This is a genomic window from Streptomyces sp. GESEQ-4 (assembly GCF_017948455.1).
In the GTDB taxonomy this organism is placed as follows: Bacteria; Actinomycetota; Actinomycetes; order Streptomycetales; family Streptomycetaceae; genus Streptomyces.
Genome location: NZ_JAFFSU010000005.1, coordinates 119640 through 146171 on the forward strand (window position 1 = coordinate 119640; position 26532 = coordinate 146171).

The 26532-nt window shown below is 70.2% G+C and carries 23 protein-coding genes; 13 read left to right on the forward strand and 10 right to left on the reverse strand.

Going from position 1 to position 26532, the window contains the following annotated elements:
* Nucleotides 1-2: 2 nt before the first annotated feature.
* The 3 genes from KCH48_RS12630 to KCH48_RS12640 form a co-directional block, all read right to left on the reverse strand.
* Nucleotides 3-371 carry a hypothetical protein gene (locus KCH48_RS12630; protein ID WP_210573199.1) on the reverse strand — a complete coding sequence of 123 codons (369 nt, stop codon included), beginning with the start codon at nt 369-371 and terminating at the stop codon, nt 3-5.
* Nucleotides 372-455: 84 nt separating this feature from the next.
* Entirely contained in the window at nt 456-1577 is a 1122-nt protein-coding gene (locus KCH48_RS12635) for a hypothetical protein (protein ID WP_210573201.1), read from the reverse strand.
* 84 nt (nt 1578-1661) lie between these two features.
* A complete protein-coding gene (locus KCH48_RS12640) occupies nt 1662-2975 on the reverse strand; it encodes a PP2C family protein-serine/threonine phosphatase (RefSeq protein WP_210573203.1) in 1314 nt (437 codons plus the stop codon).
* A gap of 169 nt (nt 2976-3144) precedes the next feature.
* Between KCH48_RS12640 and KCH48_RS12645 the strand changes: the two genes are divergently transcribed.
* Nucleotides 3145-3591, forward strand: a complete 447-nt coding sequence (locus KCH48_RS12645) for a hypothetical protein (protein WP_210573205.1) — start codon at nt 3145-3147, stop codon at nt 3589-3591.
* Nucleotides 3592-3596: 5 nt separating this feature from the next.
* Here the strand turns inward: KCH48_RS12645 and KCH48_RS12650 are convergent, their stop codons facing one another.
* Nucleotides 3597-3974: a nuclear transport factor 2 family protein gene (locus KCH48_RS12650; RefSeq protein WP_210573207.1), complete on the reverse strand. Its 378-nt coding sequence runs from the start codon at nt 3972-3974 to the stop codon at nt 3597-3599.
* Nucleotides 3975-4076: 102 nt separating this feature from the next.
* Entirely contained in the window at nt 4077-4403 is a 327-nt protein-coding gene (locus KCH48_RS12655) for an SH3 domain-containing protein (RefSeq protein ID WP_307840872.1), read from the reverse strand.
* Nucleotides 4404-4592: 189 nt separating this feature from the next.
* Between KCH48_RS12655 and KCH48_RS12660 the strand changes: the two genes are divergently transcribed.
* Nucleotides 4593-4964 carry a hypothetical protein gene (locus KCH48_RS12660; RefSeq protein ID WP_374104675.1) on the forward strand — a complete coding sequence of 124 codons (372 nt, stop codon included), beginning with the start codon at nt 4593-4595 and terminating at the stop codon, nt 4962-4964.
* On the opposite strand, the gene KCH48_RS12665 is transcribed toward KCH48_RS12660, so the two are convergent.
* Nucleotides 4879-6201, reverse strand: a complete 1323-nt coding sequence (locus KCH48_RS12665; RefSeq protein WP_210573209.1) for a PLP-dependent aminotransferase family protein — start codon at nt 6199-6201, stop codon at nt 4879-4881. The two genes, KCH48_RS12660 and KCH48_RS12665, sit on opposite strands and share 86 nt — an antisense overlap.
* A 77-nt stretch (nt 6202-6278) precedes the next feature.
* On the opposite strand from KCH48_RS12665, the gene KCH48_RS12670 reads away from it, so the two are divergent.
* The 4 genes from KCH48_RS12670 to KCH48_RS12685 all read left to right on the forward strand — a co-directional run bounded on the left by KCH48_RS12670 (nt 6279) and on the right by KCH48_RS12685 (nt 10551).
* Entirely contained in the window at nt 6279-7058 is a 780-nt protein-coding gene (locus KCH48_RS12670; RefSeq protein WP_210573211.1) for an alpha/beta fold hydrolase, read from the forward strand.
* A 169-nt stretch (nt 7059-7227) separates the two neighbouring features.
* The gene (locus tag KCH48_RS12675) at nt 7228-8226 is read left to right on the forward strand and encodes an endonuclease/exonuclease/phosphatase family protein (protein WP_210573213.1); all 999 of its coding nucleotides are present in this window, start codon (nt 7228-7230) and stop codon (nt 8224-8226) included.
* A gap of 28 nt (nt 8227-8254) precedes the next feature.
* Complete coding sequence (locus KCH48_RS12680) at nt 8255-10192, forward strand: FUSC family protein (protein WP_210573215.1); 1938 nt, start codon at nt 8255-8257, stop codon at nt 10190-10192.
* Nucleotides 10193-10332: 140 nt separating this feature from the next.
* Nucleotides 10333-10551 carry a hypothetical protein gene (locus KCH48_RS12685; RefSeq protein ID WP_210573217.1) on the forward strand — a complete coding sequence of 73 codons (219 nt, stop codon included), beginning with the start codon at nt 10333-10335 and terminating at the stop codon, nt 10549-10551.
* Nucleotides 10552-10634: 83 nt separating this feature from the next.
* Here KCH48_RS12685 and KCH48_RS12690 read toward each other — a convergent pair whose 3' ends face one another.
* Nucleotides 10635-12704 carry a PhoX family phosphatase gene (locus tag KCH48_RS12690; protein WP_210573219.1) on the reverse strand — a complete coding sequence of 690 codons (2070 nt, stop codon included), beginning with the start codon at nt 12702-12704 and terminating at the stop codon, nt 10635-10637.
* 271 nt (nt 12705-12975) lie between these two features.
* Here KCH48_RS12690 and KCH48_RS12695 point away from each other — a divergent pair, with 271 nt between their 5' ends.
* Both KCH48_RS12695 and metG (KCH48_RS12700) read left to right on the forward strand, forming a co-directional pair.
* Nucleotides 12976-14370 (forward strand): VWA domain-containing protein, encoded by a 1395-nt coding sequence (locus KCH48_RS12695; RefSeq protein ID WP_210573221.1) that lies wholly within the window; start codon nt 12976-12978, stop codon nt 14368-14370.
* Nucleotides 14371-14491: 121 nt separating this feature from the next.
* Nucleotides 14492-16111 (forward strand): methionine--tRNA ligase, encoded by a 1620-nt coding sequence (metG, locus tag KCH48_RS12700; RefSeq protein ID WP_210573223.1) that lies wholly within the window; start codon nt 14492-14494, stop codon nt 16109-16111.
* Between the two features lie 39 nt (nt 16112-16150).
* On the opposite strand, the gene KCH48_RS12705 is transcribed toward metG (KCH48_RS12700), so the two are convergent.
* Both KCH48_RS12705 and KCH48_RS12710 read right to left on the reverse strand, forming a co-directional pair.
* Nucleotides 16151-16576: a PIN domain nuclease gene (locus KCH48_RS12705; RefSeq protein WP_210573225.1), complete on the reverse strand. Its 426-nt coding sequence runs from the start codon at nt 16574-16576 to the stop codon at nt 16151-16153.
* A complete protein-coding gene (locus KCH48_RS12710) occupies nt 16573-16782 on the reverse strand; it encodes a type II toxin-antitoxin system VapB family antitoxin (RefSeq protein WP_210573236.1) in 210 nt (69 codons plus the stop codon). The genes KCH48_RS12705 and KCH48_RS12710 overlap by 4 nt, the downstream gene beginning before the upstream one ends.
* Before the next feature lie 143 nt (nt 16783-16925).
* Here KCH48_RS12710 and metG (KCH48_RS12715) point away from each other — a divergent pair, with 143 nt between their 5' ends.
* The 4 genes from metG (KCH48_RS12715) to KCH48_RS12730 all read left to right on the forward strand — a co-directional run bounded on the left by metG (KCH48_RS12715) (nt 16926) and on the right by KCH48_RS12730 (nt 21509).
* Nucleotides 16926-18638: a methionine--tRNA ligase gene (gene metG, locus KCH48_RS12715; protein WP_210573237.1), complete on the forward strand. Its 1713-nt coding sequence runs from the start codon at nt 16926-16928 to the stop codon at nt 18636-18638.
* Between the two features lie 113 nt (nt 18639-18751).
* Nucleotides 18752-19216, forward strand: coding sequence for a hypothetical protein (locus KCH48_RS12720; protein ID WP_210573239.1), 465 nt, complete (start codon nt 18752-18754; stop codon nt 19214-19216).
* Nucleotides 19217-19503: 287 nt separating this feature from the next.
* Complete coding sequence (locus KCH48_RS12725; protein ID WP_210573241.1) at nt 19504-19869, forward strand: PH domain-containing protein; 366 nt, start codon at nt 19504-19506, stop codon at nt 19867-19869.
* A 188-nt stretch (nt 19870-20057) separates the two neighbouring features.
* Entirely contained in the window at nt 20058-21509 is a 1452-nt protein-coding gene (locus tag KCH48_RS12730) for an ATP-binding protein (RefSeq protein ID WP_210573243.1), read from the forward strand.
* A gap of 31 nt (nt 21510-21540) precedes the next feature.
* Here KCH48_RS12730 and KCH48_RS12735 read toward each other — a convergent pair whose 3' ends face one another.
* Complete coding sequence (locus KCH48_RS12735) at nt 21541-25377, reverse strand: helix-turn-helix domain-containing protein (RefSeq protein ID WP_210573245.1); 3837 nt, start codon at nt 25375-25377, stop codon at nt 21541-21543.
* 343 nt (nt 25378-25720) lie between these two features.
* Between KCH48_RS12735 and KCH48_RS12740 the strand changes: the two genes are divergently transcribed.
* On the forward strand, nt 25721-26530 hold the full coding sequence (locus KCH48_RS12740; protein WP_210573247.1) for a hypothetical protein: 810 nt from the start codon (nt 25721-25723) through the stop codon (nt 26528-26530).
* Nucleotides 26531-26532 lie beyond the last annotated feature (2 nt).

Consider the following 26532-nt stretch of genomic DNA (forward strand, 5'->3'; position numbering starts at 1 on the left):
GACTACCCGTCGCCGTCCAACGGGTCGACGGTTCCCGCGGGCGGCTCGCCGTCCTCCACCTGGCGGCGGTTGGCACGCCAGGCATCGACGGACCGTCCGACCTGGTTGAGCAGCTGAAGGAAGACGGCGCCCCCGGCGGCCCCGATCAGCTGGATGACGATCTCCATGCCGACGCCCATCGGGGCACCGGTCTCGTCCGTGCGGGCCCGTTCGCGGATCCGCAGCTCGCCTTTGCGCACCATCTCGTCGAGCGGCTGTTCCCGCTCGAGCCAGTTCCGCAGCGCGTCGATGTCTCCCTCGCCCGCGGTCTCGTCCAGCCGGACGCGGATCGCTCGCTCGTCCCGGTCGGCCACTCCATCCCCCTCAGCCATAACTCACCATCATGGCAGGGAGGTTGCGGGCACTGAAGGGTTCGTCACCGGGGCACTGAAGTGCGTTTGCGTCACAAACGGAACTCAGTGCGCTGTTTGCGCGGACCGACTCTGTGTCTGGAGCTGGTTCAGATGCCGCTGGATGTGATCCAGCGCGCCCTCCCGACGCCCCGGCACCCGTGCCCTCAAGTCGGCCAGTGTGGGCGCCAGTTCGCGGGCCCGCGCCGGGTCGGCGATCCGGCCCCACTGGTGGTGCGCCCGGTCGACGGCCGCCTCGACGGCCGGGTCGGACGGCGCCTGCCCGGCCGCCAGCCGCGCGGAGGCGACGCCCAGCCAGGTACGGCAGCTGCGGACGGGGTCCCCGGCGAACATGGCCAGATCCGCGCGGACTTCGGCCCAGTGCAGGGCCTGTTCGGAACCGGGACCGTACGCCCGCACCGCGGCCTGCTCCTGATGCGCGGCCAGCGCGTCGGCGTCGTCGTGCCGCTCCGCCTGCACGGCGGCGCTGATCGCGGAGTGCGGATCGGCGACCTGAGGCGGATGCTGCGGGCGCGGCACGTGAACGGGCATCGGCACCGCCGACGGCGTCAGCACCAGGTCACCGTACGAACCCTCGTTGGCGATCCGGCTCAGCGCCAGCTGATGCAACTGCTCCAGCGGCGGCCGGTGTCCGCTGCGCAGGATCGTCGCCACGGCCTTCATGTACGAGGGCACCGCCACCGTCCGCCGGGGAGGCGGCGGCGCGATACGGCCGTAGACGGCGCTGTTGCCGCCCGAGTCGAAGGGCCGGGTCCGCAGATGGTCCCAGGTCTCCGCGTCCGCGTGCAGATCGAGGACGAGGGCCGTGGTCCCCGCCGCTCGCAACCGCAGTTCCTCCCGCACCCAGTGCCACGGGAACGCCGTGTACCGCACCGTCGACGGCGTCGTCCGGGCCAGCGCCAGGTGCGGCAGGAACTGCCGGCGGTCGATCTGCAGCTGGCCGGTGATGAAGACGGTGAGCGGGCCGGGGGCGCCCGCGGCGGCGCGCAGCCGGGTGAGGACGGCCTGCGGCTCGAGGGGGTCGGCGAGTTCGACGACGTTCGCGGTGTCCGTGCCGGACAGGACGGCGGGCGGGACGGCCGCGAGGACGGGAAGCACGGACGCGGCGTCCACCATTCGCCCCTTGCCGAGCGGCGAGGCCGCCAGCAGCAGCACGGTTCCGGGCATCGTCCCTCCCAATCCCCCGTCGATCACTTACGGCAGCACCGTAACCGCTGCGCCTGCAAAGGTGGGTGTCAGGACCACAAACCGTCAACCGTCCCGTGCCTCCAGGGGCCTGAGCCGCCGTACGGCGAACACCGTCGTGTCGTCGGCCAGCCGTCCCCCGCAGTGCCGCAGCACACCCTCCCGTACGAAGTCGACGAGGCGGCGGGGTTCGACGGTGCGCGGGTCGGCGGCGACGGCGCGGGCGACCTCCGTGGCGAGCGGGTAGAAGACGCCGTCGGTGTCCCGGGCCTCGGTGACGCCGTCCGTGGTCATCAGCAGCGTCTCGCCGGGCGCGAGGGTCACCTGCTGGACGGGCGGCGGGTCCTGGGCGGGGGCGAGGGTGCTCAGGCCGAGGGGGAGGGTGTCGCCGCCGGACGGCAGGGACCGTACGCCGTCGGTGCCGACGAGAAGCGGCGGCTCGTGGGCGAAGACGACGACCTCGACGACGCCGGGCTCCGGAACGCGCCCCAAAGGGGCGCGGGGCTGTGACATATGCGGCTCCGCCGCGTGGGCGCGACCAGCCACGACGGACCCGCGGCCGAAGAACCGCCCGGCGCTCGACTCGGGGAACCCCACAAGCACCGCCGTGGCGAAGCGGTCCGCGTCGTCGCGGCCGAGCGCCGTGACATGCCCGCCGTGCCGCAGCATCCGCACCTCCAGGCGGTCGGCGACCGTCGCCAGCTCCGGTTCGTGGTAGCCGGCCTCGCGGAACGTGCCCAGCAGCGCGGCCGCCGCCTCGACCGCGCCCAGGCCCTTGCCCTGCACATCGCCGATGAGGACACGCGTGCCGTGCGGGCCGGGCTGGATGTCGTAGAAGTCGCCGCCGACGCGGGCCTCGACATCTGCGGTCAGATACACCGCCGCGTGCTCCAGGCCGCCCCAGCCGGGCGGCAGCGGACGCAGCACGGTACGGCGGATGGTCTCGGTGACGTCCCGCATGTGCAGCATGCGGCGCTCGCCGCGCACCCTGACCGCGCAGGCCAGCACGGCCAGCACACTGCCGACGGCGACGAGGAAGAAGTCGGCAGGTCCGGCCTGGTACTCGTTCGGCCAGGCGCCGTCCGCGATGGGATAGGCGACGGTCGCGAGCACCGCGTAGGCGGCCGTGCCCCACACCCCGCAGATCGCGGCGGCGATACTCGGCACCAGCACGATCCAGGTGATGATCCGGAAGTCCCGGGTGGTGTTCCAGTCGACGATCAGGATGCCGACGAGCACCAGCAGCGGCGGCACCCAGGCGACGCTCCGGTCCCGGATCCGCAGAATCTGGTGGTGTTGCAGCACATCCCGGGGCACGGCGTCGGGCAGTCGTACGAGCGGGCGCCGACCGCCCACCGGCCTCAGTCCGCGCCCGCTCATGACGCCAAGCGAAACACGGCCGCACGCGGACCGCATCCGGACCGGGGCCAAGCGGGTATCTCACCGAGCCGACCGGGGTTTCCCACCGACTTGCCAGAGCACCCGCCCAGGTGTGCTCTGGATGACAAGAGCGACAGGAGAACAGGGGCAACAAGAGAGGAGTCCTCCCATGGCTCATGCGGCACCCAGCCCCAGGGGACGACCGGCCACGCGGCTCCCCACACCCGACGTCTTCAGCGAGCGCACCCACAGGATCGCGAGGTATGCGATTCCCGTGGTCCTCGGGCTCGTCTACGGCTACTGGGCCGCGGCCAACCGGCGCTCCGGCGGCGAGATCACCGGCTGGAACATCCTGTTCGGCTTCACCACCGCACTCGCGTTCATCGTGCTCTGCGTCGCCGTGGCGATCTGGGCCCCCCGGCTGAAGCGGGAACTGCACTCACTGACGAAGTCCGCCTTCGCCGGCGCGGCATTCGGGTTCCTCTACAGCCAGACGGGGGCGAGCGTGCTGCGCTCCACGGTGATGAGCCTCCTCATCACGGCCGCCATCTTCACGGTGTTCTTCTACCGCTACTACACACACGAGGACGCCGAGGGAAACCCGCTCCCTCGCTGACGTCACTACATCGGTTCGACGAGGGCGGCCCGCCATTCAGGCCGCGGGTCCGCCCCCAGGCTCGTCCAGTACTCCGTCCCACGGACGATCTGTCCGTCACGGACAGTCCAGAACGATGCCGCGCGGAAGACACCGAGACTGTCGTGTGGCACTTCGACTTCGGAGACGACTTCATCGCCCTCGGCCACCACCTTGAGCACCCGAATCGACCAGCCCTCCGGATATTCACGGTTCACCGCGACGAACTTCTCCCGGCCGATGATGCGTTCGAGGCTGATCGGCCACTCGACTACGACATCCTCCGCGATCAACTGGGCGACGCCTGCCCAGTCCCGAGCCTGGATCCGTTCCCACAGGGTCTCAATCACCTTCGAAGATTCCATCGACGGAGCCTCCCACAGGGGTCTGACAGAGGGACACGCGCACGCGCGGGCCCCGGCACCGCCGGCCGGAGCCCACGCGCTCCCCTGTTTCCCTTCCCCCGGTCACCAGTTGGTGTGGACGAAGGCGGCGCTCGCCCATGCCTGGACGCCGACGAGCCGGTACCAGTACGGGTTGCCGTTGACGCTCTGTCCGACGACCCGGCAGTCGATACGGACCTGACTGCCCGGTGCCAGCCGCGCAACGACGTGCGAGTGGACGGTCGGCGACTGCCGCACGTCAAGCTTCGTCGCGGAGACGACAGTGCCCCAGATCGGACCGGAGGATCCTCCGCTGCCGGCGTATGCCGTGCCACCCGCCGTCGAAACGGCGAGGCTTCCGCCGGTCAGCAGGGCCACGGCCAGGGTCCGCAGGGCCGGAGTGGTGCGCATGATCGGCCTCCTTCTCCCCAGAACCATGAGACACCCGATCGGGTGAACCCTCCACCGGAGAGCGCCCCCGTATGCCGTCGCCGAGGTCGCGCGCCCGCTCACCAGGGAGTTACCTGAAGAGGAGCGCCCCGAAGGGGCGCGGGGAACTGCGCGACCAGCCACAACGAACCCGCAGACGAGGTGCTCCACGTGCTCCAAGTCGCAGCCCTCTGGCTCCCCCTGGCGGCCGCCGCGTCCGCCGTCACCGGCATCGCAGTCGCCGCCTACCGCCGCCGCGCCCTCACCGCCACCGCCCTCGGCACCGCACTCGGCGGCGCGTTCCTCGCCCTGACCATCGAGATCGGCCGCCGCCTCACCCTCGCCCACCTCCCCGAGGACGCCCACCACCCAGCCACGAGCACCGCCTACGACGCCCTCACCACCACCCTCCGCACGGTCTCCTGGCTCCTGGTCGCCCTGGGCCTCACCGTGGCCCTCACATGCCACCTCGTACGACGTCGGCGAGCGTCCGCAACGCCCGCTCCAGATCCGGCTCAGGAACGGACGCGAGCCCGAGCCTGACCGCGTCCGGCGTGCGCGCCGGGTCCACGGCGAACGCGGGCCCGGGAGTCACCGCGATCCCGTGCTCGGCTGCGGCGGCCGTGAACGTGTCCGCACGCCAGGGCGCGGGCAACTCCCACCAGGCGTAGTAGGCGCGGGAATCGGACCGTATGCCGAACCCGTCGAGGTGCCGGGCGACAACCCGCTGCCGACGCGCGGCATCCTCCCGCTTCCCCTCGACCAGCCGCGCCACCGTCCCGTCCCCGCACCACCGCACGGCCGCCTCCAGCGCGAAGCGCCCCGCATTCCACCCCCCGGACCGGATCGCGGCGGCCACAGCCTTCGTCCGATCCTGCGGTACGACGAGAAAACCCACGGTGAGCCCGGGCGCGACCCGCTTGGACAGCCCGTCGACGACGTGGGTCAGCGCGGGGGCGTGCACGGCGAACGGCTCGGCATCACTTAGGAACGACCAGATGCGGTCCTCCACAACAGGAATCCCCAAGTCACCTACGACACCCGCGAGTTCGCACCTCCGCGCCTCATCCACCGTCACCGACGTCGGATTGTGCAGCGTCGGCTGCAGATAGAGCGCGGACAGGCGAGCCGTGCGGTGGGCGGCGGCGATCGACTGGGGGAGCGGTCCGCGTTCGTCGGCGGCGAGCGGCACGAGCGTGACGCCGAGCCGCCCCGCGATCTCCTTGACCAGCGGATACGTCAACGGCTCGACACCGACCCGACCACCGGGCCGGACCAGGGAGGCAAGGGCGGCGGCGATGGCCTGACGAGCGTTTCCCGTGAAGAGCAACTGAGCAGGGGCAGGCCGCCAGCCCGGAGTCGCGAGCAGGCCGACCGCCGCCTCCCGTGCCGGAGCCGTTCCGGTGGCCGCCGCCGGACGCAGGGCCTCCGTCAGGACGTCGGGGCGCAGGAGCGGGGCGAGGGCGGGGGCGAGCAGCTCCGACTGGCCGGGCGCGGAAGGGTAGTTGAGCTCCAGATTCACGGGCGCGGCAGTCCCCGCTTCGACGAGCTGACGGCCGTACGACATGACAGGCGTCGCCCGCACGAACGTACCCCGGCCGACCTCCCCCACGACCAGCCCCCGGCGCACAAGTTCGCCATATACCCGCCCGGCCGTGGACCCGGCGATCCCGCGGCGGCGCGCGAACACGCGCTGCGGAGGCAGCCGTTCGCCGGGGCGGAGCCGGCCGGCGGCGATGTCGTCGGCGATGCGGTCGGCGAGACGCCGGTAGTCGTCCACTCAACTCCCTCCCAGGATTGCACCGAGAGCAAAGATCTTATTGCACCGAGGAGTTGACCGGATCTAGGGTCATCCACATGGCACCCTTCCTCGCATACGAGGACAAAGGAGCGGATACCTCTCTGTTTCCCCTCGTCCTCGTCCACGGCCACCCCTTCGACCGCACGATGTGGACCCCGCAGACCGAGGCGTTCTCCGCCTCCCGCCGGGTCATCGCCCCCGACCTGCGCGGCTACGGCGCCTCCCCGGTGGTCCCCGGCGTCACCCCGCTCTCCGACTTCGCCCGCGACATCGAGGCGCTGCTGAACGAGCTGAAGGTGCGGGCGTTCGTCCTGGCCGGCCTCTCGATGGGCGGCCAGATCGCGATGGAGTGCTACCGCCTCTTCGGCGAGCGCGTCCGGGGCCTGGTCCTCGCTGACACCTTCCCGGCGGCGGAGACGGCGGAGGGCAAGGTGATCCGCAACGAGATGGCGGACCGGCTGCTGGCCGAGGGCATGCGCGGATACGCCGACGAGGTGCTGGAGAAGATGGTCGCGCCGTACGCCTCGCCGCAGGTCAAGGCCCACGTCCACGGCATGATGACGGCCACGCCCCCGGAAGGCGCCGCAGCAGCCCTGCGCGGCCGCGCCGAACGCCCCGACTACCGCACCCTGCTGACCCACGTCACCGTCCCGACGCTGGTCGTCGTCGGCGCCGACGACACGTACACACCGGTCGCGGACGCGGAGGCGATGCACGCGGCACTGCCCGACTCGACACTCAGGGTCATCGAAAGGGCGGCCCACATGCCGAACCTGGAACGCCCGGCTGAATTCAACGAGGCGTTGCGGGAGTTCCTGACGCGGGTCGACGCGTAATTACGGGGATCCTGGGCGTCACGTGCTCCCTCTTCCACTCGATGACCGGCGCCACATCATGCGCGCGCACCCTCGGGACCCCTCCCGCTCGGTGCAACCTCCCCCGCACCGCTCCCGTCTTTTTTGAGGGAGGATTCGGCCACCCCACCCGCGAACGGAAGGCCGGGCATTGGACACCGAGGTCGCCGAGTGGACCGCTTCCGATGACGTGCGCCAGCGACGGACCTCGCGGCGTCCCGGCGTCGGGTTCGCCGTGCTGCTGTTCGCCGGAGTCAGTGTCGTCGTGGGCTGCCGGCTCGCCGACACCGACGCCATCACGCCCGTCCCGCAGGTTCTCGCCTTCCTGCCCTGGCTGCTCGTGCCCACGGGTCTCGGGCTGCTGCTCACCGTGCTCGCGCGGTGGTGGGTCGGGGCGGTGTGGGGCGTCGTCCTGCTGGGTCTGCTGGCGTGGTTCATCGAGCCGTACGGCAAGAGCGCCCAGCCGACCGGGCCCGTCCTCGCCTCGTTCCGTGTGCTCACCTCGAACGTCGAGTTCGGGCAGGCCACCGACGCCCTCGTCGAGACCGTACGACGTGACAAGCCGGACATCGTGTTCGTGGAGGAGTGCGACGTCGCCTGCGACGCGGTGCTCAAGCGCGACCTGGCCGCCGACTATCCGCACCGCGAGGCCGCGATCGCCGACGGCTCCGAGGGGTCGGTCATCCTCAGCCGCTTCCCGCTCCAGGGCACGGACGGCGTACCCGGCACGCTTTCGATGCCCGGCGCCGTCGCCGACGTGCGCGGGCACGACGTACGGCTCCAGCTCGCGCACCCCATGCCGCCGCTGCCCGGGCAGACGGACGTATGGCGCCGGGAGCTGGGCGCCCTGCGTGACTACGTGAGCGCCGACGAGCAGACCCCCACCATCCTGGCCGGTGACTTCAACGCCTCCCAGGACCACGCCGCCTTCCGCCGCATCCTGGACGCCGGCCTGCGCGACGCGGCCCGGCTCACCGGCTCCGACCGCACACCGAGCTGGCCGACCCGGACGACACCGACGTTCGGCACCCAGATCGACCATGTGCTGCTGTCCCCGGACTTCTCCGCGCGCACGGCCCGCTTCCTGGACCTCGGCGACACCGACCACCGCTCGCTGCTGGTCGACGTCACGCTCCACCAGCGGGGATGAGGTTGGCGGGGGCGAACATAATGGGGCCATGTCCCGAGAGTTCCCCATCGGCCTGACGCCCCCCGACTGGCTGGTCCGGAACCTCCGGTCCGAACCGGCGCCCGTCAACCGGTCCGCCGTCGCCCGCGCCGCCCTTGCCATGGCCCTGCCCCTCGCCATCGGCCTCGCCGTCGACCGGCCCGCCTACGGCGCCCTCGCCTCCATGGGCGCGCTGTCCGGAGTCATCGGCGACACCGCCGACGCCTACCGGATGCGGATCCTCAACATCGCCGTCCCGCAGCTCTTCGGCGCCGTCGGCATCACCCTCGGCTCGCTGGTCTTCGGCCACGGCTGGCTCGCGGTCGCCGCCGTCACCGGCGTCGCGCTCGTCTCCGGGATGATCTCGACGATCGGCGCGGTCGCCTCCGTATCGGGACTGCTGCTGCTCCTCAACTCGGTGGTGGGCGCGGGCCTGCCGATGCCGGGCGAGTGGTGGCTCGCGCCGGCGCTGATGTCCGGCGGCGGGCTCCTCGTGCTGCTGCTCGCGCTGCTGGCCTGGCCGCTGCGGGGCGGAGTGCCGGAGCGGACGGCGGTCGCGGACACCTACCGGACGGTGGCCGAACTGCTGGCGGCGACCGGTGATCCCGACGCGTACGACGCCGCCCGCCACGCCGTCACCCAGTCGCTGAACCAGTCGTACGACCTCGTCCTCGCCCGGCGCACCCGCCACCACGGCCGCAGCCCCGAACTCACCCGGCTGCTCGCCCAGTTGAACGCCATCACGCCCGTCGTGGAGGCCGCCCCCGCGGCCCACCTGGCCGGAAAGCCGCTCCCGCCCGAGATCCCGTCAGCGGTCCGGCACGTCGCGGAGGCCATCGACACCGGCTACACCGGCCCGATAGGGCTCGACCTGCCGGCGGCCGTGAGCGAGACGAACCGCGCCATGAACCACGCCGTGCGCCACGCGGCCTCCGTCGTCGCCGCCCCGGACATCGACCCCCACGGCATCGACGACCGCCTCGGCCGCCCGGCCGCCCTCCGCATCCGCGCCGCCCAGGCCGGACGGAACGTGATCCTCTCCGCCACCTCCTGGCGCTACGGCCTGCGCCTGGCCCTGTGCATCGGCCTGGCCCAGGTCCTGGTCTCGATCATCACGGTCCCGCGCTCCTACTGGGTCGCGCTGACCATCACCTTCGTCCTCAAGCCCGACTTCGGCTCGGTCTTCTCACGGGCGCTGCTGCGGGCCCTCGGCACGGTCGCCGGACTCGTCGTCGCGGCGGCGGTGCTCTCCCAGGTGCCGCGAGGCTGGTGGGACGTACCGGTGATGCTGCTGCTCGCCCCGCTGATCCCCGCCCTCACCCCACGCGGCTACGGCTACCAGACCGCCGCCATCACCCCGGTGATCCTCCTCCTCTCCGACGTCCTCAACCGCCAGGGAACGGGCCTGCTGCTGCCCCGCCTCGTCGACTCCCTCATGGGCTGCGCGATCGCGCTGGTCGCGGGTTATCTGCTCTGGCCGGAGAGCTGGCACGTCCGCGTGGGCGACCGCCTCGCGGACGCGGTGGCGGACACGGCGACATATGTGGAGGCGGCCTTCGGCAAGGGCGAGGACCCCGCCGCCCGCGCCCGCATGCGCCGCCGCCTCTACCGCGACCTCTCCGTCATCCGCACGGAGTTCCAACGCGCCCTGACCGAACCCCCACCCACCGGCCGCCGCGCCGCCGCCTGGTGGCCCCTGGTCGTCGCCGTGGAACGGATCGTCGACGTGACGACGGCGGCACGGGTGCGGGTGAAGCACGGGGCGACCCCTCCGTCGTCCGCGGAGGTCGCTCAAGTGACCTTGCAACTCCGTGAACTGGCGGAGGGGCTACGAGAGGCAGACGTCCTGTACGAGGTCCGCACCGACCTGACCGGCCCGCCGGAAAGCGTCCTGGAGCCACTCCGCCAGGAGGTGGCGGCAGCAAGGGCGATCGCGTCCCCGCACTGACGGCGATGGCGGCCTGGTCAACTCCGCGCAGGCGGTGAATCGTTACGTCGTTCTCGTGCGAGTGACGCAGGGCGAGTTCGGGAGGGCGTACAGGTAATGATCAATCCTGTTCAACCGCCCTCCCGATAAGGGGATTTTTCATGCGTCGCACCGCCTCCGTCCTCCTCGGCACCCTGGCCCTCGCCGGAGCCGCCGCCCCGGCAGCCACCGCCGTGCCGGACCCGTCGGCCGCCGTCACCTGCCTCACCGAGGCCCCGGGCACCGTCACCGGACTCGTCGACCCGGCCGCCCTGCTCGACCCCACCGCCCTCGCGGCCCCGGCCGAACTCCCGGCCGTGAACTGCGTGACGGCTCCCTGAGCCGCACGGACAAACGGATGCGGGCCGCTCCCCTGAGGGGAGCGGCCCGCATCCGTATGCGTACGGGTTGCGTACGAGTGCGATCAGACGCCGATGTCGCAGCCGTCCTTGCGCCACACGGCCACGACCGCCGGGCGGACGTACTTGCCGGGTCCGTCGGGCCAGGTGCTGGCCGGCTTCTCGACGGTGGCGCCGTCCTTCTCGCCCGGGTGCTGTACGGCGACCAGAACGCGCCGGTCCTGGATGACCGGGCCGCAGGTCTCCGCGCCGATCGGCATCGTCGCGAACTGCTTCAGCTCACCGCGCCGTTCACCGCGCGTAGCTACCCCGAACAGACCGTCGTGGTAGCCGAGCTGGGCGCCGTCGGTGGAGATCCACAGGTTGCCGTACCGGTCGAAGGCGACGTTGTCCGGGCAGGAGATCGGGCTGACCTTGTTCTTCGGGAACCCGGCGAAGTAGGTGGCCGGGTCGTTCGGGTCGCCCGCCACCAGGAACAGCGACCAGGCGAACTTGGTGCTGTCGGCACGGTTCCAGCGCTCGGTCAGCTCCAGGACGTGCCCGTGCTTGTTGGCGTTGCGCGGGTTGGCCTCGTCCGCCTTGGCGTTCGTGCCGGTACCGCGGTTGGTGTTGTTGGTGAGGGCGACGTACACCTTGCCGGTGTGCGGGTTGGGCTCGATGTCCTCGGGCCGGTCCATCTTGGTGGCGCCGACCTTGTCACCGGCGAGCCGCGTGAAGACGAAGACCTCGTCGGCGGTCATGCCCTCGACGTGCGAGACGGCACCCTTCGCCGTGGCGGTGGCGAGCGGGATCCACGTACCGCTGCCGTCGAACTCGCCGTCGGCGGGGAGCTTGCCGGTGCCGTCGATCTCGATGGCGGGCGAGTCGCCGCTGAGCTTGGCGACGTACAGCGTGCCCTCGTCGAGGAGTGAGAGGTTGTGCTCGCGCACCGCCCTGCTCGACCCCTTCTTCATCCGCTTGCTGCCGACGAACTTGTAGAAGTAGTCGAAGCGCTCGTCGTCACCGGAGTAGACGACGGGACGGCCGTCGTCCGTGAGACGCACGGTCGCGCCCTCGTGCTTGAAGCGGCCCAGCGCGGTGTGCTTGCGCGGCTTGGAGGTGGGGTCGTACGGGTCGAGCTCGACGACGTAGCCGAAGCGGTGCACCTCGTTGGGCTCCTGCGCGACGTCGAAGCGCTTGTCGAAGAGCTCCCACTTGCGCTCGGTGGCGGTGGTGCCGATGCCGTACCGCTTGTCCGTCGCCCGGCTGCTGTTGGCGAAGTACTGGTTGAAGTTCTCCTCGCCGTGCAGCGTGGTGCCCCACGGGGTGGTGCCGCCGGCGCAGTTGTTGAGGGTGCCGAGCGCCTTGGTGCCGGTCGGATCGGCGGAGGTCTTCAGCAGGTCCGAACCGGCGGCGGGCCCGGTGATCTTGAACTCGGTGGCCGCGGTGACCCGACGGTTGAGCGGGTGCCGGGGCACGGGCTTGAGCTTGCCGGTCTTCCGGTCACCTTCGACGACGACGGCGGAGAGCCCGTGGGCGGCCCAGGCGATCTCGACCTGCTCCTTGGTCGGGTTGGCGGAGTCGTAGCCACGGAACATGAGCACCTCGTCGGTGTACTCATGGTTGGCGACGAGGATCTGCCGGTTCCACTCGCCCGGGAGGGGCAGCAGCGCGAGGAAGTCGCAGTTGTACCCGAACTGCCCCGCCTGCGCCTTGGCGGTCTGGTTGTCCGGGTCGAAGGCGGGGGCGCCGCGCAGGATGGGCTCGCCCCAGCGGATGACGACGTTCTGGGCGTAGCCGTCGGGAACGGTCACCGCGTCGTTGGTGTTGGGGGCGACAGCGGTGAAACGAAGCCCGCGCGCGCCCTTGGAGGAGCCGAAGGTGGACGTCGTCCGAGTGGCGGCGGCGGCCTCCGGGGCCGCGGCGGCGGTCACGGCGGTGCCGGCCGCGGCGGCCACCGTGACGACGGCGGCGGCCTGCATCACCGAACGGCGGCTGAGGGCGCCCTGGATGACGTCGCCGACGTATTCGTTGGTGGTGGTGTTGGGCACCTCGTGGAAGCAGGCGTTCCCACACCGGTACAAACAGGTCATGGCCGACCGGCCACCGGGATGCGAATCGGACGGCGTTCTGACGAGCGGGAGCGGAATGCGCACTTTGTTTTCCCCTTGCTTCCCCTTGTAACCAGCGTGACGGACGGTAGGCGCATGTTTGTGCGGGAGCGGGGCGACACGGTGAACTAAAGGTGAACTGGAGGTGCCTGTACATTCGTTACGTTCGTGGCGGATGTTTGACCGGTCCGGCCCTTGACTCAGGACATCCCGCCGACCCTGCCCCTCCCGAAGATCACCTTCCGGGGCGGCTAACCTTACGTGTCCGTCCTGGCCAGGGATTAGCGGGCATCAACTCACGCGAAGGGTTGCGTACATGGGCATTCTCACTCTCCTGCGGAACGCGTTCGGCCGCAGCCGAAAGGCCCGCACGGCCGAAGCAGAGGGTGCGACACCTTCGCAGACACCGGAACCGACGGTCCCCTCCCCCTCCCCCTCCCCCGAACCGACCCCCACGGCTTCCATCCCGGAACCCCGCACCTCCACGCCGGACGACTCCGAGCACGACTTGGTCTCGGCCGCTTTCGACAAGGTGACGGTGCCGGGGCCGACGGGGCCGGTGGGAGAGAAGGGGGAGACGGGGGAGACGGGGCTGGATGAGCCGAGGCCCGAGACGCCGGGGGCCGACGAGCCGGTTGTCGAGGCCCCGGTGGCTGAGACGCCGGCTGTCGACGAGCCGGTGGTCGAGGATCCGGTATCCGAGACTCCAGCCGCCGAAGAAGCGGTGGCGGTCGCTGATGAGCCGGCGGTGGAGCCGGAGCCCGTAACTGACGAGCCGGTGGCTGAAGTGGCGGTAGTCGAAGAACCGGCCGCCGAGGAGAAGGCCCTCGAGCCGACCGTGGACGAACCGGTCGCCGAGGAGCCGAAGGCGGTCGTCGCAGACTCCGGCCCGGAGTCCGAGCCGGAGTCTGCCGCTGCTACCGAGGTGGCTCCCGCCGCCGCCCAGGCGGACGAGCCCGCGGCCGCCGACGGCGATCAGGCCCCACAGGGGCCACCCGCACCCGACGACGAAACCGCCACGGGTGGTGCGGGTGGGAACGACGAGGCCGAAGGCGAAGCCGAGGCCGTAGACGACGCCCCGCTGCCGCAGGCGCTCCTCACCGCCTACAACGCCGCCCGCGAAACCCTCACCACCCGCAACCTCACCGGCACGACCGCCAAGGTCTACCTCGTCCTCGACCGCTCCGCGTCCATGCGCCCGTACTACAAGGACGGCTCCGCCCAGGCCCTCGGCGAGCAGGCCCTCGCCCTCGCCGCCCACCTCGACCCCGAGGCCAAGGTCCACGTCGTCTTCTTCTCCACGGAACTCGACGGCACAGGCGAACTCACCCTCACCGACCACGAGAACAAGATCGACGACCTGCACGCAGGGCTCGGCCGCATGGGCCGTACCAGCTACCACACGGCCGTCGAAGAGGTCATCAGCCACTACGAGAAGTCCGCCACCACGGACCCCGCACTCGTGATCTTCCAGACGGACGGTGCCCCGGACGCCAGGACCCCCGCCACCCAGTCCCTCACGGACGCGGCGAAGAAGCACCCCGCCGTCTTCTTCTCCTTCGTCGCCTTCGGTGACCCGGAGAACAAAGCCTTCGACTACCTCCGCAAGCTCAAGTCGGACAACACGGCCCACTTCCTGGCCGGCGAAACCCCACGCGAGCTGACCGACCAGGAGCTCTACGAAGGCGTACTGGCGAACTGGCGCCCGTAGCCCCTCGTAGAACCTCCGCACACGACCGACAGGGCCCGGCATTACCCCGGGCCCTGTCGCCGTAATCCCCCACCCGCAATCGATGTGAGTCGATCTCCCCCGGGCCAGTACGATTTCGACCATGGCGGCCACTGGATCCGAGAAGCAGGGCGGGAAGGCGTACTACGTCTCCACCCCCATTTATTACGTCAACGACGCTCCTCACCTGGGCCACGCCTATACGACCGTCGCAGGCGACGTGCTCTCGCGCTGGCACCGTCAGCGCGGTGAGAAGGTGTGGTACCTCACCGGCACGGACGAGCACGGTCAGAAGATCATGCGCACCGCGGAGGCGAACGGCGTCAGCCCGCAGGAGTGGGCCGACAAGCTCGTCACCGAAGCTTGGCAGCCCCTCTGGGAGCACCTGGAGATCGCGAACGACGACTTCATCCGTACGACGGAGAAGCGTCACACGGACCGCGTCCAGGAGTTCGTCCAGGATCTCCACGACAAGGGCGAGATCTACAAGGGCGGCTACGAGGGCCCGTACTGCGTGGGCTGCGAGGAGTACAAACTCCCCGGCGACCTCATCGAGACCGAGGCCGAAGACGGCACGACGACGAAACTGTGTGCCATCCACAAGAAGCCGGTGGAGATCCTCAAGGAGGAGAACTACTTCTTCAAGCTCAGCGAGTACGGCGAGAAGCTGCTCGCCCACTACGAGGCGAACCCCGGCTTCATCCAGCCCGAGTCGGCCCGCAACGAGGTCGTGAACTTCGTCCGCCAGGGCCTCCAGGACCTCTCCATCTCCCGTTCCACCTTCGACTGGGGCGTCCCGGTCCCGTGGGACGACAAGCACGTGATCTACGTGTGGATCGACGCGCTGCTGAACTACGCGACGGCGGTCGGCTACAACGAGAACCCGGAGAAGTTCGAGAACACCTTCCCCGCCGACGTACACCTGGTCGGCAAGGACATCCTCCGCTTCCACGCGATCATCTGGCCCGCGATGCTGATGGCGCAGGGTCTGCCGCTGCCCGGCAGGATCGTGGCCAACGGCTGGCTGATGGTCGGCGGCGAGAAGATGTCGAAGTCGAACCTGACGGGCATCAAGCCACAGGACCTGACGTCCCACTTCGGCGTGGACGCGTACCGCTGGTACTTCCTGCGCGCGATCGCGTTCGGCCAGGACGGCTCGTTCTCCTGGGAGGACTTCTCCGCCCGCTACACGAGCGAGCTGGCGAACGACTACGGCAACCTCGCGTCGCGCGTGGCCGCGATGGTCGGCAAGTACTTCGGCGGCGCGCTGCCGGAGGCAACGGCCGTGGGCGAGGCCGAGAAGGCCATCCAGGACGGACTGGCCAAGGCGGCGGCCGAAGCGGACCGCCGTATCGGCGACGACCTGGACTTCCAGGGCGGCATCCTGGCGATCTTCGACTTCGTGAAGCAGGTCAACGGTTACATCACGGAACAGGAGCCGTGGAAGGTCGCGAAGGACGACTCCCCGGAGGGCAAGGCCCGCCTGGCAACGATCCTCTACACGGCCGCGGAGTCGCTCCGCGCGGTGGCGGTCCTGCTCAACCCGGTCATGCCCGACACCTCCCAGAAGCTCTGGGACTCCCTCGGCGCGGACGCCGTCCTCGGCCCGCTCCCCGACCAGACACTCACCGACGCCGCCGCCTGGGGCCGACTCCCGGCGGGCGCGACGATCACCAAGGGCGCGGTGCTCTTCCCACGCCTGGAGGAGAAGCCGAGCGCGTAGTACGTACTGCGTACGTACTACGAACACATGACGGGCTTCTCAGGACTCGGGCTCGGGCTCGGCCAGCCAGACGGTCGGCTGGCCCGTACGGTGGGCGACGGTCTCGAAGTCCCGGTCGTGGTGGAGCAGGGTCAGGCCCGACAACTCGGCTGTGGCAGCGATGAGCAGGTCGACCGGTCCGGCCGAGCGGTGCTCAACGTTGTCGGTGAGCAGTTGCTGAACCTCGCGAGCGCGCTGATAAATGCCGTCGGGCATCAGAGTCCAGCTGAACAGCTGCCGCAGCTCCTCCTGAATGCCTTCGCGATCCGCTCGCCCGCGAGCGGAGAAGAGGATCTCCAACTCGGTCAGATCGCACAGCGCGACCAGCCCGTTGTCGAGCACTTGCCCCCAGTCTGCGTCGTACGCATCGCTGCTGAGCAGACGCACGGCGGCCGAGGTGTCGATCAGATACGAGAGATCACTCACCGGCGGTAGTTCCTCTTGTCCAGAAGGATGTCGAAGTCACCACGCGCCCCCCTCTCACGGAGCTTGGCCAGCGCTATGGCCCGGCTGCGCCGCTTGGCGACTTCCAGCAGCGCGGTGTTGACGGTGTCCTTCTTGGTCTTCGTGCCCAGCAGCTCCTGGGCTTCCGCCAGAGCTTCGTCGTCGACCTCGATGAGCAACTTCGACATGACGCACCCCTCCCGTTCAAGCGTTCTATACGATACGCAAGGACAGTATATATTCAAGGCATCGCGATCGTCCCGGTCGACTACGATTTCAAGGTTCGTAGGACGACCCCTCACCCCACGCAGCAAGTCTGGAGCAGCCCGCAATGGCTCGACACCTCATCACCAGCGCCCTTCCGTACATCAACGGGATCAAGCACCTGGGCAACATGGTGGGGTCCATGCTCCCGGCGGACGTCTACTCCCGGTACCTGCGCCAGCGCGGCCACGACGTCCTCTACATCTGCGCGACCGACGAACACGGCACCCCGGCCGAACTGGCGGCCAAGGAGCAGGGCATCCCGGTCGACGAGTTCTGCGCGCAGGCGCACGACCAGCAGAAGGCGATCTACGACGGCTTCCAGCTGGCCTTCGACTACTTCGGCCGCAGCTCCTCCCCGCAGAACCGCGAGATCACCCAGGAGATCGCGCGCGAGCTGAAGGCGAACGGCTTTATCGAGGAGCGGGCCATCCGCCAGGTGTACTCGAACACCGACGGCCGTTTCCTCCCGGACCGCTACATCATCGGCACCTGCCCGCACTGCGGCTACGACAAGGCCCGCGGCGACCAGTGCGAGAACTGCACGCGCGTCCTGGACCCGACCGACCTGATCGACCCGCGCTCCGCGATCAGCGGCAGCAGCGACCTGGAGATCCGCGAGACCAAGCACCTGTTCCTCCTCCAGTCGGCCCTGGCCGGCGAGGTCGAGGCATGGGTCGACGAGCGCGCCGACAACTGGCCGATCCTGGCGTCCTCCATCGCCCGCAAGTGGCTCACGGAGGGCCTGCACGACCGCGCGATCACCCGCGACCTCGACTGGGGCGTCCCGGTCCCGGCGGACACCTGGCCCGACCTGGCCGCTGACGGCAAGGTCTTCTACGTGTGGTTCGACGCCCCGATCGAGTACATCGGCGCGACGAAGGAGTGGGCGGACCAGGACCCGACCGGCAACCGCGACTGGCGCTCCTGGTGGTGGAAGTCGGACGCGGACGTCCGGTACACGCAGTTCATGGGCAAGGACAACGTCCCCTTCCACAGCGTGATGTTCCCGGCGACCCTGCTGGGCACCCGCGCGCCGTGGAAGAAGGTCGACGTGATCAAGGCCTTCAACTGGCTGAACTACTACGGCGGCAAGTTCTCCACGTCGCAGCGGCGCGGCGTCTTCACCCACGACGCCCTGGAGATCCTCCCCGCCGACTACTGGCGCTACTTCATGATGGCCAACGCCCCGGAGTCGGACGACTCGTCCTTCACCTGGGAGCACTTCACGGCCACGGTGAACAAGGACCTGGCGGACACCCTCGGCAACTTCGTCAACCGCGTTCTCTCCTTCTCGAAGAAGCGCTTCGGCGACGAGGTCCCGGCGGGCACGGAGCCCGGCGAGGCGGAGGCGAGGCTCGGCGCGGAGATCGCCCGCCTGCTCACCGAGTACGAGGAGCAGATGGAGGCCATCCAGTTCCGCAAGGCGGCGGCCGCCCTCCGCGCCCTGTGGTCGGCCGGCAACTCGTACCTCGAGGAAAAGGCCCCCTGGCTGGAGATCAAGACCGACAAGGAGGGCGCGGCGCTCACCCTCCGCACGGCGATGAACCTGATCCACCTCTACGCGGTGGTCTCGGAGCCCTTCATCCCGACGACCTCGGCCGCCATGCGCCAGGCGTTCTCCCTGACGGACGACACGGCGACCTGGGTGAGCACCGACGAGGCGAAGGCACTGAACTCGGTCCCCGCCGGCACCCCCTTCACCGTCCCCCCGGTCCTCTTCGCCAAGCTCACGGACGACGACCTGGAGACGTACAAGGAGCGCTTCGGCGGCGAGTAAGGGTGAGAAAGGGGTGATCAACTCGCGGACGAAACGAGAAAGTTGCCCGAGCGGCCGATCCAGTGTGTGCCCTGCCCGCACGGCGCACACATCACGACCGTATGGTCTGCGCCATGGCAGTACCTGAGGTCATCCCGATCGCCTACGAGCCACACGGCCGTACGGAGGCCATCGGTCGCTACGCGGACGGACAGTTCCTGGGGTCGGTCACCTGGGCCTTCCCCAAGGGCTTCCGCCTTGACGCGGGCTGGGAAGAGCACAAGCGGCTCTACGCGGCACTGCACACGTTCGACGCCAAGGGCATCTACCGCGACTCGCAGATCCTGTGCGCGGGCACCTGGGCCGAGCAGCAACGCACCCCGGCAGTCCTGCCCCGGGCCCGGGCCCACCTGGCGACCCTGCTCAGGGCCCTGCCCCGCCGCACCTACACGGACATCGCGATCCGCCCCTTCCAACTCACCGTCGAAGGCGTCCTGTTCGGCCTACTCACGGGAGAGGACGAGGGCGAACCCTGGGCCGAGCTCTACCCGGACCACCTGGGCTTCGGCCCACCCTGGGACGGCCTGTACGACACGTGAGCGCACTGGAAATCAGCCTGGAGAACCCTCAGGCCAGGGAGATGTGGAGAAAGGTGCTGATGGCAGTCACCGCTGACAACCCGAGCCGATTGACCCTCTGGCAGGAGACCTCGACACCCTCACCCTCTGGTTCGACCGCTCCCTGACGGCGACCACGGCCGAGGAACTGTTCGCAGCCGAGGCCTAGGTCACACGACGCGGTACCGACCTCCGTCGGCGCAACCCCCCGCTCCTCCCTGTGCGTCCACCCACCGGGCAACAAAGCCAATCGAGTGGGGGTCCCATCCATGGCACTGTTCGGCAACGCGCACACCATTGACCCGGGCAAGGCACAGCACGACTACGCTCGACTGCTGGGCCAGAACGAGCAGGTGCACGCCGCGTACATGCTGATCCGCGACACGATCCTGCTTACGGACCGGCGTCTGATCCTCGTCGACAAGCAGGGCATCACCGGCAAGAAGGTGGAGTACCACTCCGTCCCGTACCGCAGTATCACCCACTTCGCCGTGGAGACCGCCGGCACTTTCGATCTCGACGCCGAGCTGAAGATCTGGATCTCCGGCACACCGACCCCGATCGAGAAGACCTTCACCAAGGGCGTCGACATCTACGAAGTCCAGGCGATCCTCACTCACTTCGTCGCGAAGTAAAGGGAACTAATCGAACTCAAACACCGCAGGTTGTCCGGGACTTCACCGTCCCGGACGCCCTTCACACTCGTGCGAGGAATCCGCGTCGGACCAGGTCGCCACTACGGTTCACGGGAGCGGAATCTGGGTAGATCAAATCTACGTAGAATGAATCTACCTGAATGCTCGCCCTGGCCCTGGGAGATCCCATGCCCACCCCATTTGTAGGCCGCCAATCCGAGCTGGCCCTCCTCCACAAGCGTCTCGACCGGGTCACCGCCGAGGGCGCCGGGGTCGCGGTCGCCATAAGGGGGCGGCGGCAGGTCGGGAAGTCGCGGCTGGTGCAGGAGTTCTGCGACCGGGCCGGTCGGCCGTACGTCTTCCTCAGCGCCACCAAGGGCGCGTCACCCGTGGAGGGAATCGCCGACTTCATGGCGGAGCTGCGTGAGTCCTCGCTGCCGGCCGACCCGGAGCTCGTGCCGAAGACCGCCCCCACGAACTGGCCCGACGCCCTCCGGAGCCTCGCCGCCGTGCTGCCCGCCTCGCCCAGCATCGTCGTACTCGACGAACTGCCCTGGCTCGCCGAACAGGACCCCGTGTTCGACGGGGCTCTCCAGACCGCGTGGGACCGACTGCTGTCCGGTCGGCCCGTGCTTCTGCTGCTGCTCGGCAGCGATCTGCACATGATGGAGCGGTTCACCGCGTACGACCGCCCCTTCTACGGTCGGGCCGACCCCCTCGTGCTCGGACCACTCAATCCGGCCGAGGTGGGCGATGCCCTCGGCCTGGACGCTGCCGACGCCATCGACGCACACCTCGTGTCGGGCGGGCTGCCGGGCATCCTGCGGGCCTGGCCGCACGGCACCCCGGCGCTGGACTTCATCAAGGCGGAGTGCGCCGACCCGGCCTCGCCGCTCTTCGGTGTCCCGGAAGCCGCCCTCATGGCTGAGTTCCCCGCGCCGGACCAGGCGCGCCGCGTCCTGGAGGCGGTGGGCAGCGGAGACCGTACGCACGCCAACATCGCCGCGACGGCCGGCAGTCAGAGCGGTGCCCTGCCCTCGGGGATACTGTCCCCGCTGCTCCGGCGTCTCACCAATGAGAAGCGAATCCTTGCCTCGGACTCACCGCTGTCCACCCAACCCGGCAAACCAGCCCTATACCGCGTGGCCGACAGTAATCTGCGGCTCCACCTCGCCGCGACGCGGTCCGCGCAGGAGCTGTCCCGGCGCGGCCGGCCCGAGGCCGCGTACCGAGTGGTCGAGCGACGGTGGGCCGCCTGGCGGGGACGGGCCGTCGAACCACTGATTCGGGAGGCGATGGAACTGGCCGCGACGACAGTGGACTTCCCGTGGCCGGACACCGAAGTCGTCGGCGGCTGGTGGAACCGGCGGTTCTCGCCGGAGATCTATCTGATCGGCGCCGACCGCTCCCCCGTAGCGGGGGCGCTGTTCTTCGCGGGCTCCGTGAAGTGGCTCGCCTCCCCCTTCGACCAGCATGACCTGACCGCCCTCATGCAGGGTGCCGCCCAGGTCCCCGGTTTCACTCCGGGGGCCACGGGTCTCGCCGTCGTGTCCCTCTCAGGTACCACGGGAGCAGTGAACGAGAGTGGCGTCGGGCTGGCGTGGGGGGCGCGCGACGTGGTCGCGGCCTGGGGTCGCTGAGCGACTCCGACGTCACCCAGCGGGGCGCCGTTCAGCAGGTCGCGCGGTACGGCAGATCCGGCAGATACGTCTTCCAGTCCGCCGCCGACAGACCGCCGCCGGCGCGCTGGCAGGCCTGGTCGGCCAGGTGGGACGGGGTGAGGTCGTACTTCTGGAGCGGGACGTGGCGGCCGGCGACGTACAGCGTGCGCCCTTCGGCGCCGAAGGCGAGGGACAGGACCGGTCCGCCCGAGGTCGACAGCGCGGAGCCGAGGGGGCGGCTGGACGGTACGTCCCAGAGCTGGACCCTGCCGAAGGGGTCGCCCACCGCGAGGGTACGGCTGTCGGCGGAGAAGGCGAGCTTGGTCATGCTGCCGGTGTAGCCGCCGAAGGCGTAGGGGTCGGAGTACGCGTAGTCGTCCGTGCCAGGGAGCAGGCTGAGGCGCCTGCGCACGGCTCCGTCCCAGAGCTGGACTCTGCCGGTGCGGTCGGCCGCCGCGAGATAGGCCCCGTCGGGGCTGAAAGCCAGCTCTTCGGTCAGGTCATCGCCGAGATTGCGGTCGCTGACCAGCCCGGTGGAGAGGTCGGCGATCACTCCGTCGGGGGTCACCACGGTGTCTCCGTTCCGGCGCACCGCCAGGCTCATCACATACGGGTAGAAACTGTCCACCGCCGCCGTCATCGCCAGACCGTTGGCGGCGGCCCTGTCCACCGTCCGGACGCGCTCGCGGCGGCGCACGTCCCACACGTCGACCGCTTTGTCATTCCAGGACCTGAACGACAGCAGAGAAGTGCCGTCGTGAGTGAGCGCCACGCTCTGCACCCCCCACAGACCACGGCCGCCCGGCGGCTCGATGACGGCGTGTTCCCGCCGGGCTCTGATGTCCCAGACGGTGATCCGGGGCCGCTTCGTCACATCGGTGACGGCGTCGGACCAGCTCCTGCCGTAGGCGAAGTACCTGCCGTCGCCGCTGAATGCCATGAGATCGACGCAGGTCGACTCCAGCTCGCTCCCGTCGAACTCGTCCGGCCCCTCGGCATCACACGGCGTTCCCTCCGGTCCGAGGAGAACATTGCCGTCGCGCGTGTCCAGCAGTTGGACGCCTTTCCCGGCACCGCTCTGCCGCAGAACGGCCAGCGTCGCGCCGTCCTGGGCCAGTTGGGCATGGTAGGCCGGTTGTTGCTCCCAGCGCCGCGCCGTCCCGTCCAGGCGCAGCGACCGTACGACCGTCACGGCTCCGTTGACATAGCGCACGGCGTGCGCGTCGAGGTCGAGCGCGAAATCGCTGGCCTCCGTGGGCAACGAGTACCGGAGGACGGGGACGGGGTCGTGCGGCTCCGATGGGCGCCACACCGCAAGCCCCCGCTCGCCGCTCGCGGCGAGGAACCGGCCGTCCTCGCTGAACCGGAGCGTGCTCAGGCCCTCCTCCTCGATCCCGGTGAGCTCACGCCCGGAGCGGAAGTCCACCATGCGGATCCCGGTCTCGGTGAGGAGCGCCATGGTGCGGTTGTCCGGGGCGAAGTCGAGCCAGCTGGCCTCACCGGCACACGAGTACCGTTTCAGTCCTGCCGGCCACGGTACGGGGGCCGTCCCCCCGCCAGCGGTGTCCCAGATCTCCAGCGGGCGCTTGTCGGAGCACAGCGCCAGCCAGCGGCCGTCCGGACTGACCGCCATCTGCTGCACCGTCTCCGCCTCCCGCACCGTGACCCGCACCAACATCCGCCGGGTGCGCAGGTCCCAGGCCTGGACGGAAGTCGGGCCACCCTTCTCCGGGTCCGAAGGCTCTGTGGCCACCAACAGGGTGTCCCCGCCGGGCCCGAACACCACGCTCATCGCCCAGTCCGTCGGCAACTCGGCGGTGGCCCGCCCGGCCCGGACGTCCCATATCCGGATCCCGTCGCCCTCCCACAGCGCGAGCTGACGGCCGTCCGGTGCGACGGCCTCGACCGTGGCCAGTGCCTCGTCGCCGTACCCCGGGTACGAGCCGGTACGACGATGGGTGCGCACGTCCCACGTCGTGATCCTCTCCGGAGCGACGGACATCAGGGTCCGACCGTTGTCGACGAGATGGCGCCCGTCGCCTGTGCCCGACTCCGCGTCTCCTACATCCGCCCCAGGTATCGCGAACGTGTCCTCCTCCCGCTGTGCCACCGCCCCCACCAACGCCCCCCGAGTCTCCGTGGTCTCCGCCAGCCGCCACGCCGCCACCCCCAGCCGCATCGACGTCACCGGATCGGACAGCCGCATGCTCTCCGCCACCGCCGCGATCCGCCGCGCCTCCGCCTCCGCATGCCGTCGGTCGCTCGTGCGCCCCTGCTGCCAGGCGACGACCCCGGCGACGAGGGACAGGACGACCAGGAGGCTGAGGGCGCCGATCAGTCCGCGGCGGCGGCGCCGCGCACCGGTTCGGGCCTCCCGGCTCGCGGCCAGGAAGGAACCTTCCAGCGAGGTGAGGCTCCCGGGGGCGGTGAACAGTTCGTCAGCCGTGTCGAGGCGGGCACCCCGGTACACGGCCCCGGGGTCGCGCCCCAGGTCGTCCCATGCCTGGGCCGCCTCCGTCAGCCGCCGGTGGGCCCGCAGCCGCTCCCGGTCCTCCTCGATCCAGCCGCGCAGCCGGGGCCAGGCGGTGAGCAGCGCCTCGTGGGCGAGGTCGACGGTGTCCTCGTCGAGGGTGATCAGGCGGGCGTGGGCCAGCCGGTCCAGGACGAGGGCGACGTCGTCGGGGCCGTCGGCGAAGTCGAGTTCCGTACGGGCGACCGGCCGCCGCGTGTCCTGCGAGCCCTCGCCCGGCGTGATCAGCCGGAGCAGGATCAGCCGGGCCAGTTCCGCCTGTGGCGTGGACAGCCCGGCGTACACGTCCTCCGCTGTCTGTGCGATCGCCCCGTGCAGCCCGCCCGCCGCCTCGTACGCCGCCACCGTCAGCGCCCGCCCCCGCCGCCGGCGCCAGGTCTCGTGCAGCACGTGCGACATGAGCGGCAGCCCGCCCGGCTCGCCCTCCACCTCACCCACCACCCGGGCGGTCAGTTCCCGTTCGACGATCAGCCCGGCCGTCTGCGCGGGTCCGATCACCGCCGCACGCAGCTCGGCCGCGCTCATCGGCCCGACCAGCAGCCCGGAGCCGGACAACGCGTCGGCCAGGGCGCGGTGTTCGGCGAGGCGGCCGTAGAAGTCGGCGCGTACGGCGATCACGACCCGCAGTCGGCTGTCCGGCTCACGGGCGGCGAGCAGCCGTTCGACGAACTGCGCGCGCTCGTCCGGGTCGTGGCAGAGGGTGAAGACCTCCTCGAACTGGTCGACGACGATGACCGTGTCTCCGGCGCCGTCTGTCGGCCGTAACGCCTCCGCATGCGTACGCAACGGACGCTCGCCCGGCGTGAGGATGCGGATTCCGGCAACAGAGCCGCCTTGTTGCCGCAGCACCGGTATCAACCCGGCCCGCAACAACGACGACTTGCCGCTCCCCGACGGCCCGAACACCGCCGTGAAGCGCTGCTCGGCCGTCAAAGCCTGTAACGCCGCGATCAGTTCGTCCCGCCCGAAGAACCGGTCGTGGTCGTCGGGCTCGAACCGGGCCAGCCCCTGGTACGGCGACCGGGCCTCGTCCCCCGCCCGTTCCCGTGACGCGGTCTCCTCGCTCGTCTCCGTCCAGCGCCGCTCCCACTCTTCCGGGTCGCCGCCGCATGCCTCGACGTACGCCAGGGTGACGTCCAGCGAAGGCAGTTGCTTCCCGGCGGCGGCCTGGGACAGCGCGGGCACCGAATAGTGCGCCCGGCGGGCCATCTCCCGGTAGGTGAGCCCGCCCGCCTCCTGCCTGAGCTTCCGCAGTTCGTACGCGAACCGCTGCACAGGCCCCGCGTTCGGATCGACCGGTGTCTCGCGACGTCCCATCGCTGCTCTCCCCCGAAGCCTGTGGCCACAACGGTCGACTCGCTTTGTTCAGTGTGGCGGATGAGGGCTGCTTAACAACCCGGACCAGGGCTGAACTCGTAGTCGGCGGGCCGCTCTTGGGCCAGCCACGGCACAGAACGAAGCGCTCGACCCGGGGCACCGAGCAAGGGGAGGAACCAATGTCCGTACCGGATACCGGGAGCTGACGTACGCCGAGCAGGCCCTCGTCGAACGCGCCGAGGGCGCGGCCACCGGGTGAAGTGACCAGACCCGGCGAGGGGCGCGCCCCTCGCCGGCCCTTCCAGAACCGTTCCGCAGACACGAGACACGGGGGAGCACCGACATGCAGCACCAGAAACACCCCGGCCCCACCGCCCACCGCCTCCTCACCGGCACAGCCATAGCCCTGGCCGGTACGGCGGTAGCCGTAGCCGTCGCCCTGCCCATGAACGCCTCGGGTGACGACGGCACCCCGAGCCCGGCGACCACAGCCCAGGCCACAGCCTCGCCGTCGCCGTACGACTCACCGGAAACACCAGGACAGCCCGCACCCGCCGCCGCCCCGCAGACCACCGGAACCGCCAACGACGCCCTGACCGACGCCGAGATCGAGCGCGCCGCGCAGCTGGCCCTCGGCGCGGACCGGCAACTCCGCGCCACCAGCGAGGACGTACGAGGCCTCGACGGGAAGCCGCAGCTCCTCACCACCACCCTGGTCGACCCGGACGGGGCGGACGCCGAGCGGCGGGCCGACATCCTCTTCTACGACTACCGCGACAACCGCCTGGTCAAGAAGACCGTGAACCTCACCACCGGCCGCGTGGAGCGCGCCCAGTCCACCACCGGCACCCAGCCGCCGCCCGCCGGACCGGAGTCGCGCGAGGCGCTGAAGGTACTGCTCGCCGACCCGCTCGGGCAGGGGGTGCGGCAGGACTACGAAAGCGCCACCGGCCGGCCGCTGACGAGCGACCGTCAGCTCCGGGTGCAGGGCATGACGTACGACACCCCACCGCCGGACGCCACCGAACTCGCCGGCTGCGACGGCACGCACCGCTGCGTGCGGCTCTTCACCAGCGTCAGGAACGGGCCCTGGATCGACACCCTGAAGTTCGTCATCGACCTCAGCGACCGCTCGGTGCACCGGCTCCCCTGAGA

What these genes read in the sequence shown, in the direction of transcription:
- KCH48_RS12645 (WP_210573205.1), top strand. Translation starts at nt 3,145, where the DNA reads ATGGCTCATGCGGCACCCAGCCCCAGGGGACGACCGGCCACGCGGCTC.
- KCH48_RS12640 (WP_210573203.1), bottom strand. Translation starts at nt 2,975, where the DNA reads ATGAGCGGGCGCGGACTGAGGCCGGTGGGCGGTCGGCGCCCGCTCGTA.
- metG (WP_210573223.1), top strand. Translation starts at nt 14,492, where the DNA reads ATGGCGGCCACTGGATCCGAGAAGCAGGGCGGGAAGGCGTACTACGTC.
- KCH48_RS12730 (WP_210573243.1), top strand. Translation starts at nt 20,058, where the DNA reads ATGCCCACCCCATTTGTAGGCCGCCAATCCGAGCTGGCCCTCCTCCAC.
- KCH48_RS12655 (WP_307840872.1), bottom strand. Translation starts at nt 4,403, where the DNA reads ATGCGCACCACTCCGGCCCTGCGGACCCTGGCCGTGGCCCTGCTGACC.
- metG (WP_210573237.1), top strand. Translation starts at nt 16,926, where the DNA reads ATGGCTCGACACCTCATCACCAGCGCCCTTCCGTACATCAACGGGATC.
- KCH48_RS12710 (WP_210573236.1), bottom strand. Translation starts at nt 16,782, where the DNA reads ATGTCGAAGTTGCTCATCGAGGTCGACGACGAAGCTCTGGCGGAAGCC.
- KCH48_RS12695 (WP_210573221.1), top strand. Translation starts at nt 12,976, where the DNA reads ATGGGCATTCTCACTCTCCTGCGGAACGCGTTCGGCCGCAGCCGAAAG.
- KCH48_RS12720 (WP_210573239.1), top strand. Translation starts at nt 18,752, where the DNA reads ATGGCAGTACCTGAGGTCATCCCGATCGCCTACGAGCCACACGGCCGT.
- KCH48_RS12635 (WP_210573201.1), bottom strand. Translation starts at nt 1,577, where the DNA reads ATGCCCGGAACCGTGCTGCTGCTGGCGGCCTCGCCGCTCGGCAAGGGG.
- KCH48_RS12670 (WP_210573211.1), top strand. Translation starts at nt 6,279, where the DNA reads ATGGCACCCTTCCTCGCATACGAGGACAAAGGAGCGGATACCTCTCTG.
- KCH48_RS12725 (WP_210573241.1), top strand. Translation starts at nt 19,504, where the DNA reads ATGGCACTGTTCGGCAACGCGCACACCATTGACCCGGGCAAGGCACAG.
- KCH48_RS12735 (WP_210573245.1), bottom strand. Translation starts at nt 25,377, where the DNA reads ATGGGACGTCGCGAGACACCGGTCGATCCGAACGCGGGGCCTGTGCAG.
- KCH48_RS12680 (WP_210573215.1), top strand. Translation starts at nt 8,255, where the DNA reads ATGTCCCGAGAGTTCCCCATCGGCCTGACGCCCCCCGACTGGCTGGTC.
- KCH48_RS12650 (WP_210573207.1), bottom strand. Translation starts at nt 3,974, where the DNA reads ATGGAATCTTCGAAGGTGATTGAGACCCTGTGGGAACGGATCCAGGCT.
- KCH48_RS12685 (WP_210573217.1), top strand. Translation starts at nt 10,333, where the DNA reads ATGCGTCGCACCGCCTCCGTCCTCCTCGGCACCCTGGCCCTCGCCGGA.
- KCH48_RS12740 (WP_210573247.1), top strand. Translation starts at nt 25,721, where the DNA reads ATGCAGCACCAGAAACACCCCGGCCCCACCGCCCACCGCCTCCTCACC.
- KCH48_RS12630 (WP_210573199.1), bottom strand. Translation starts at nt 371, where the DNA reads ATGGCTGAGGGGGATGGAGTGGCCGACCGGGACGAGCGAGCGATCCGC.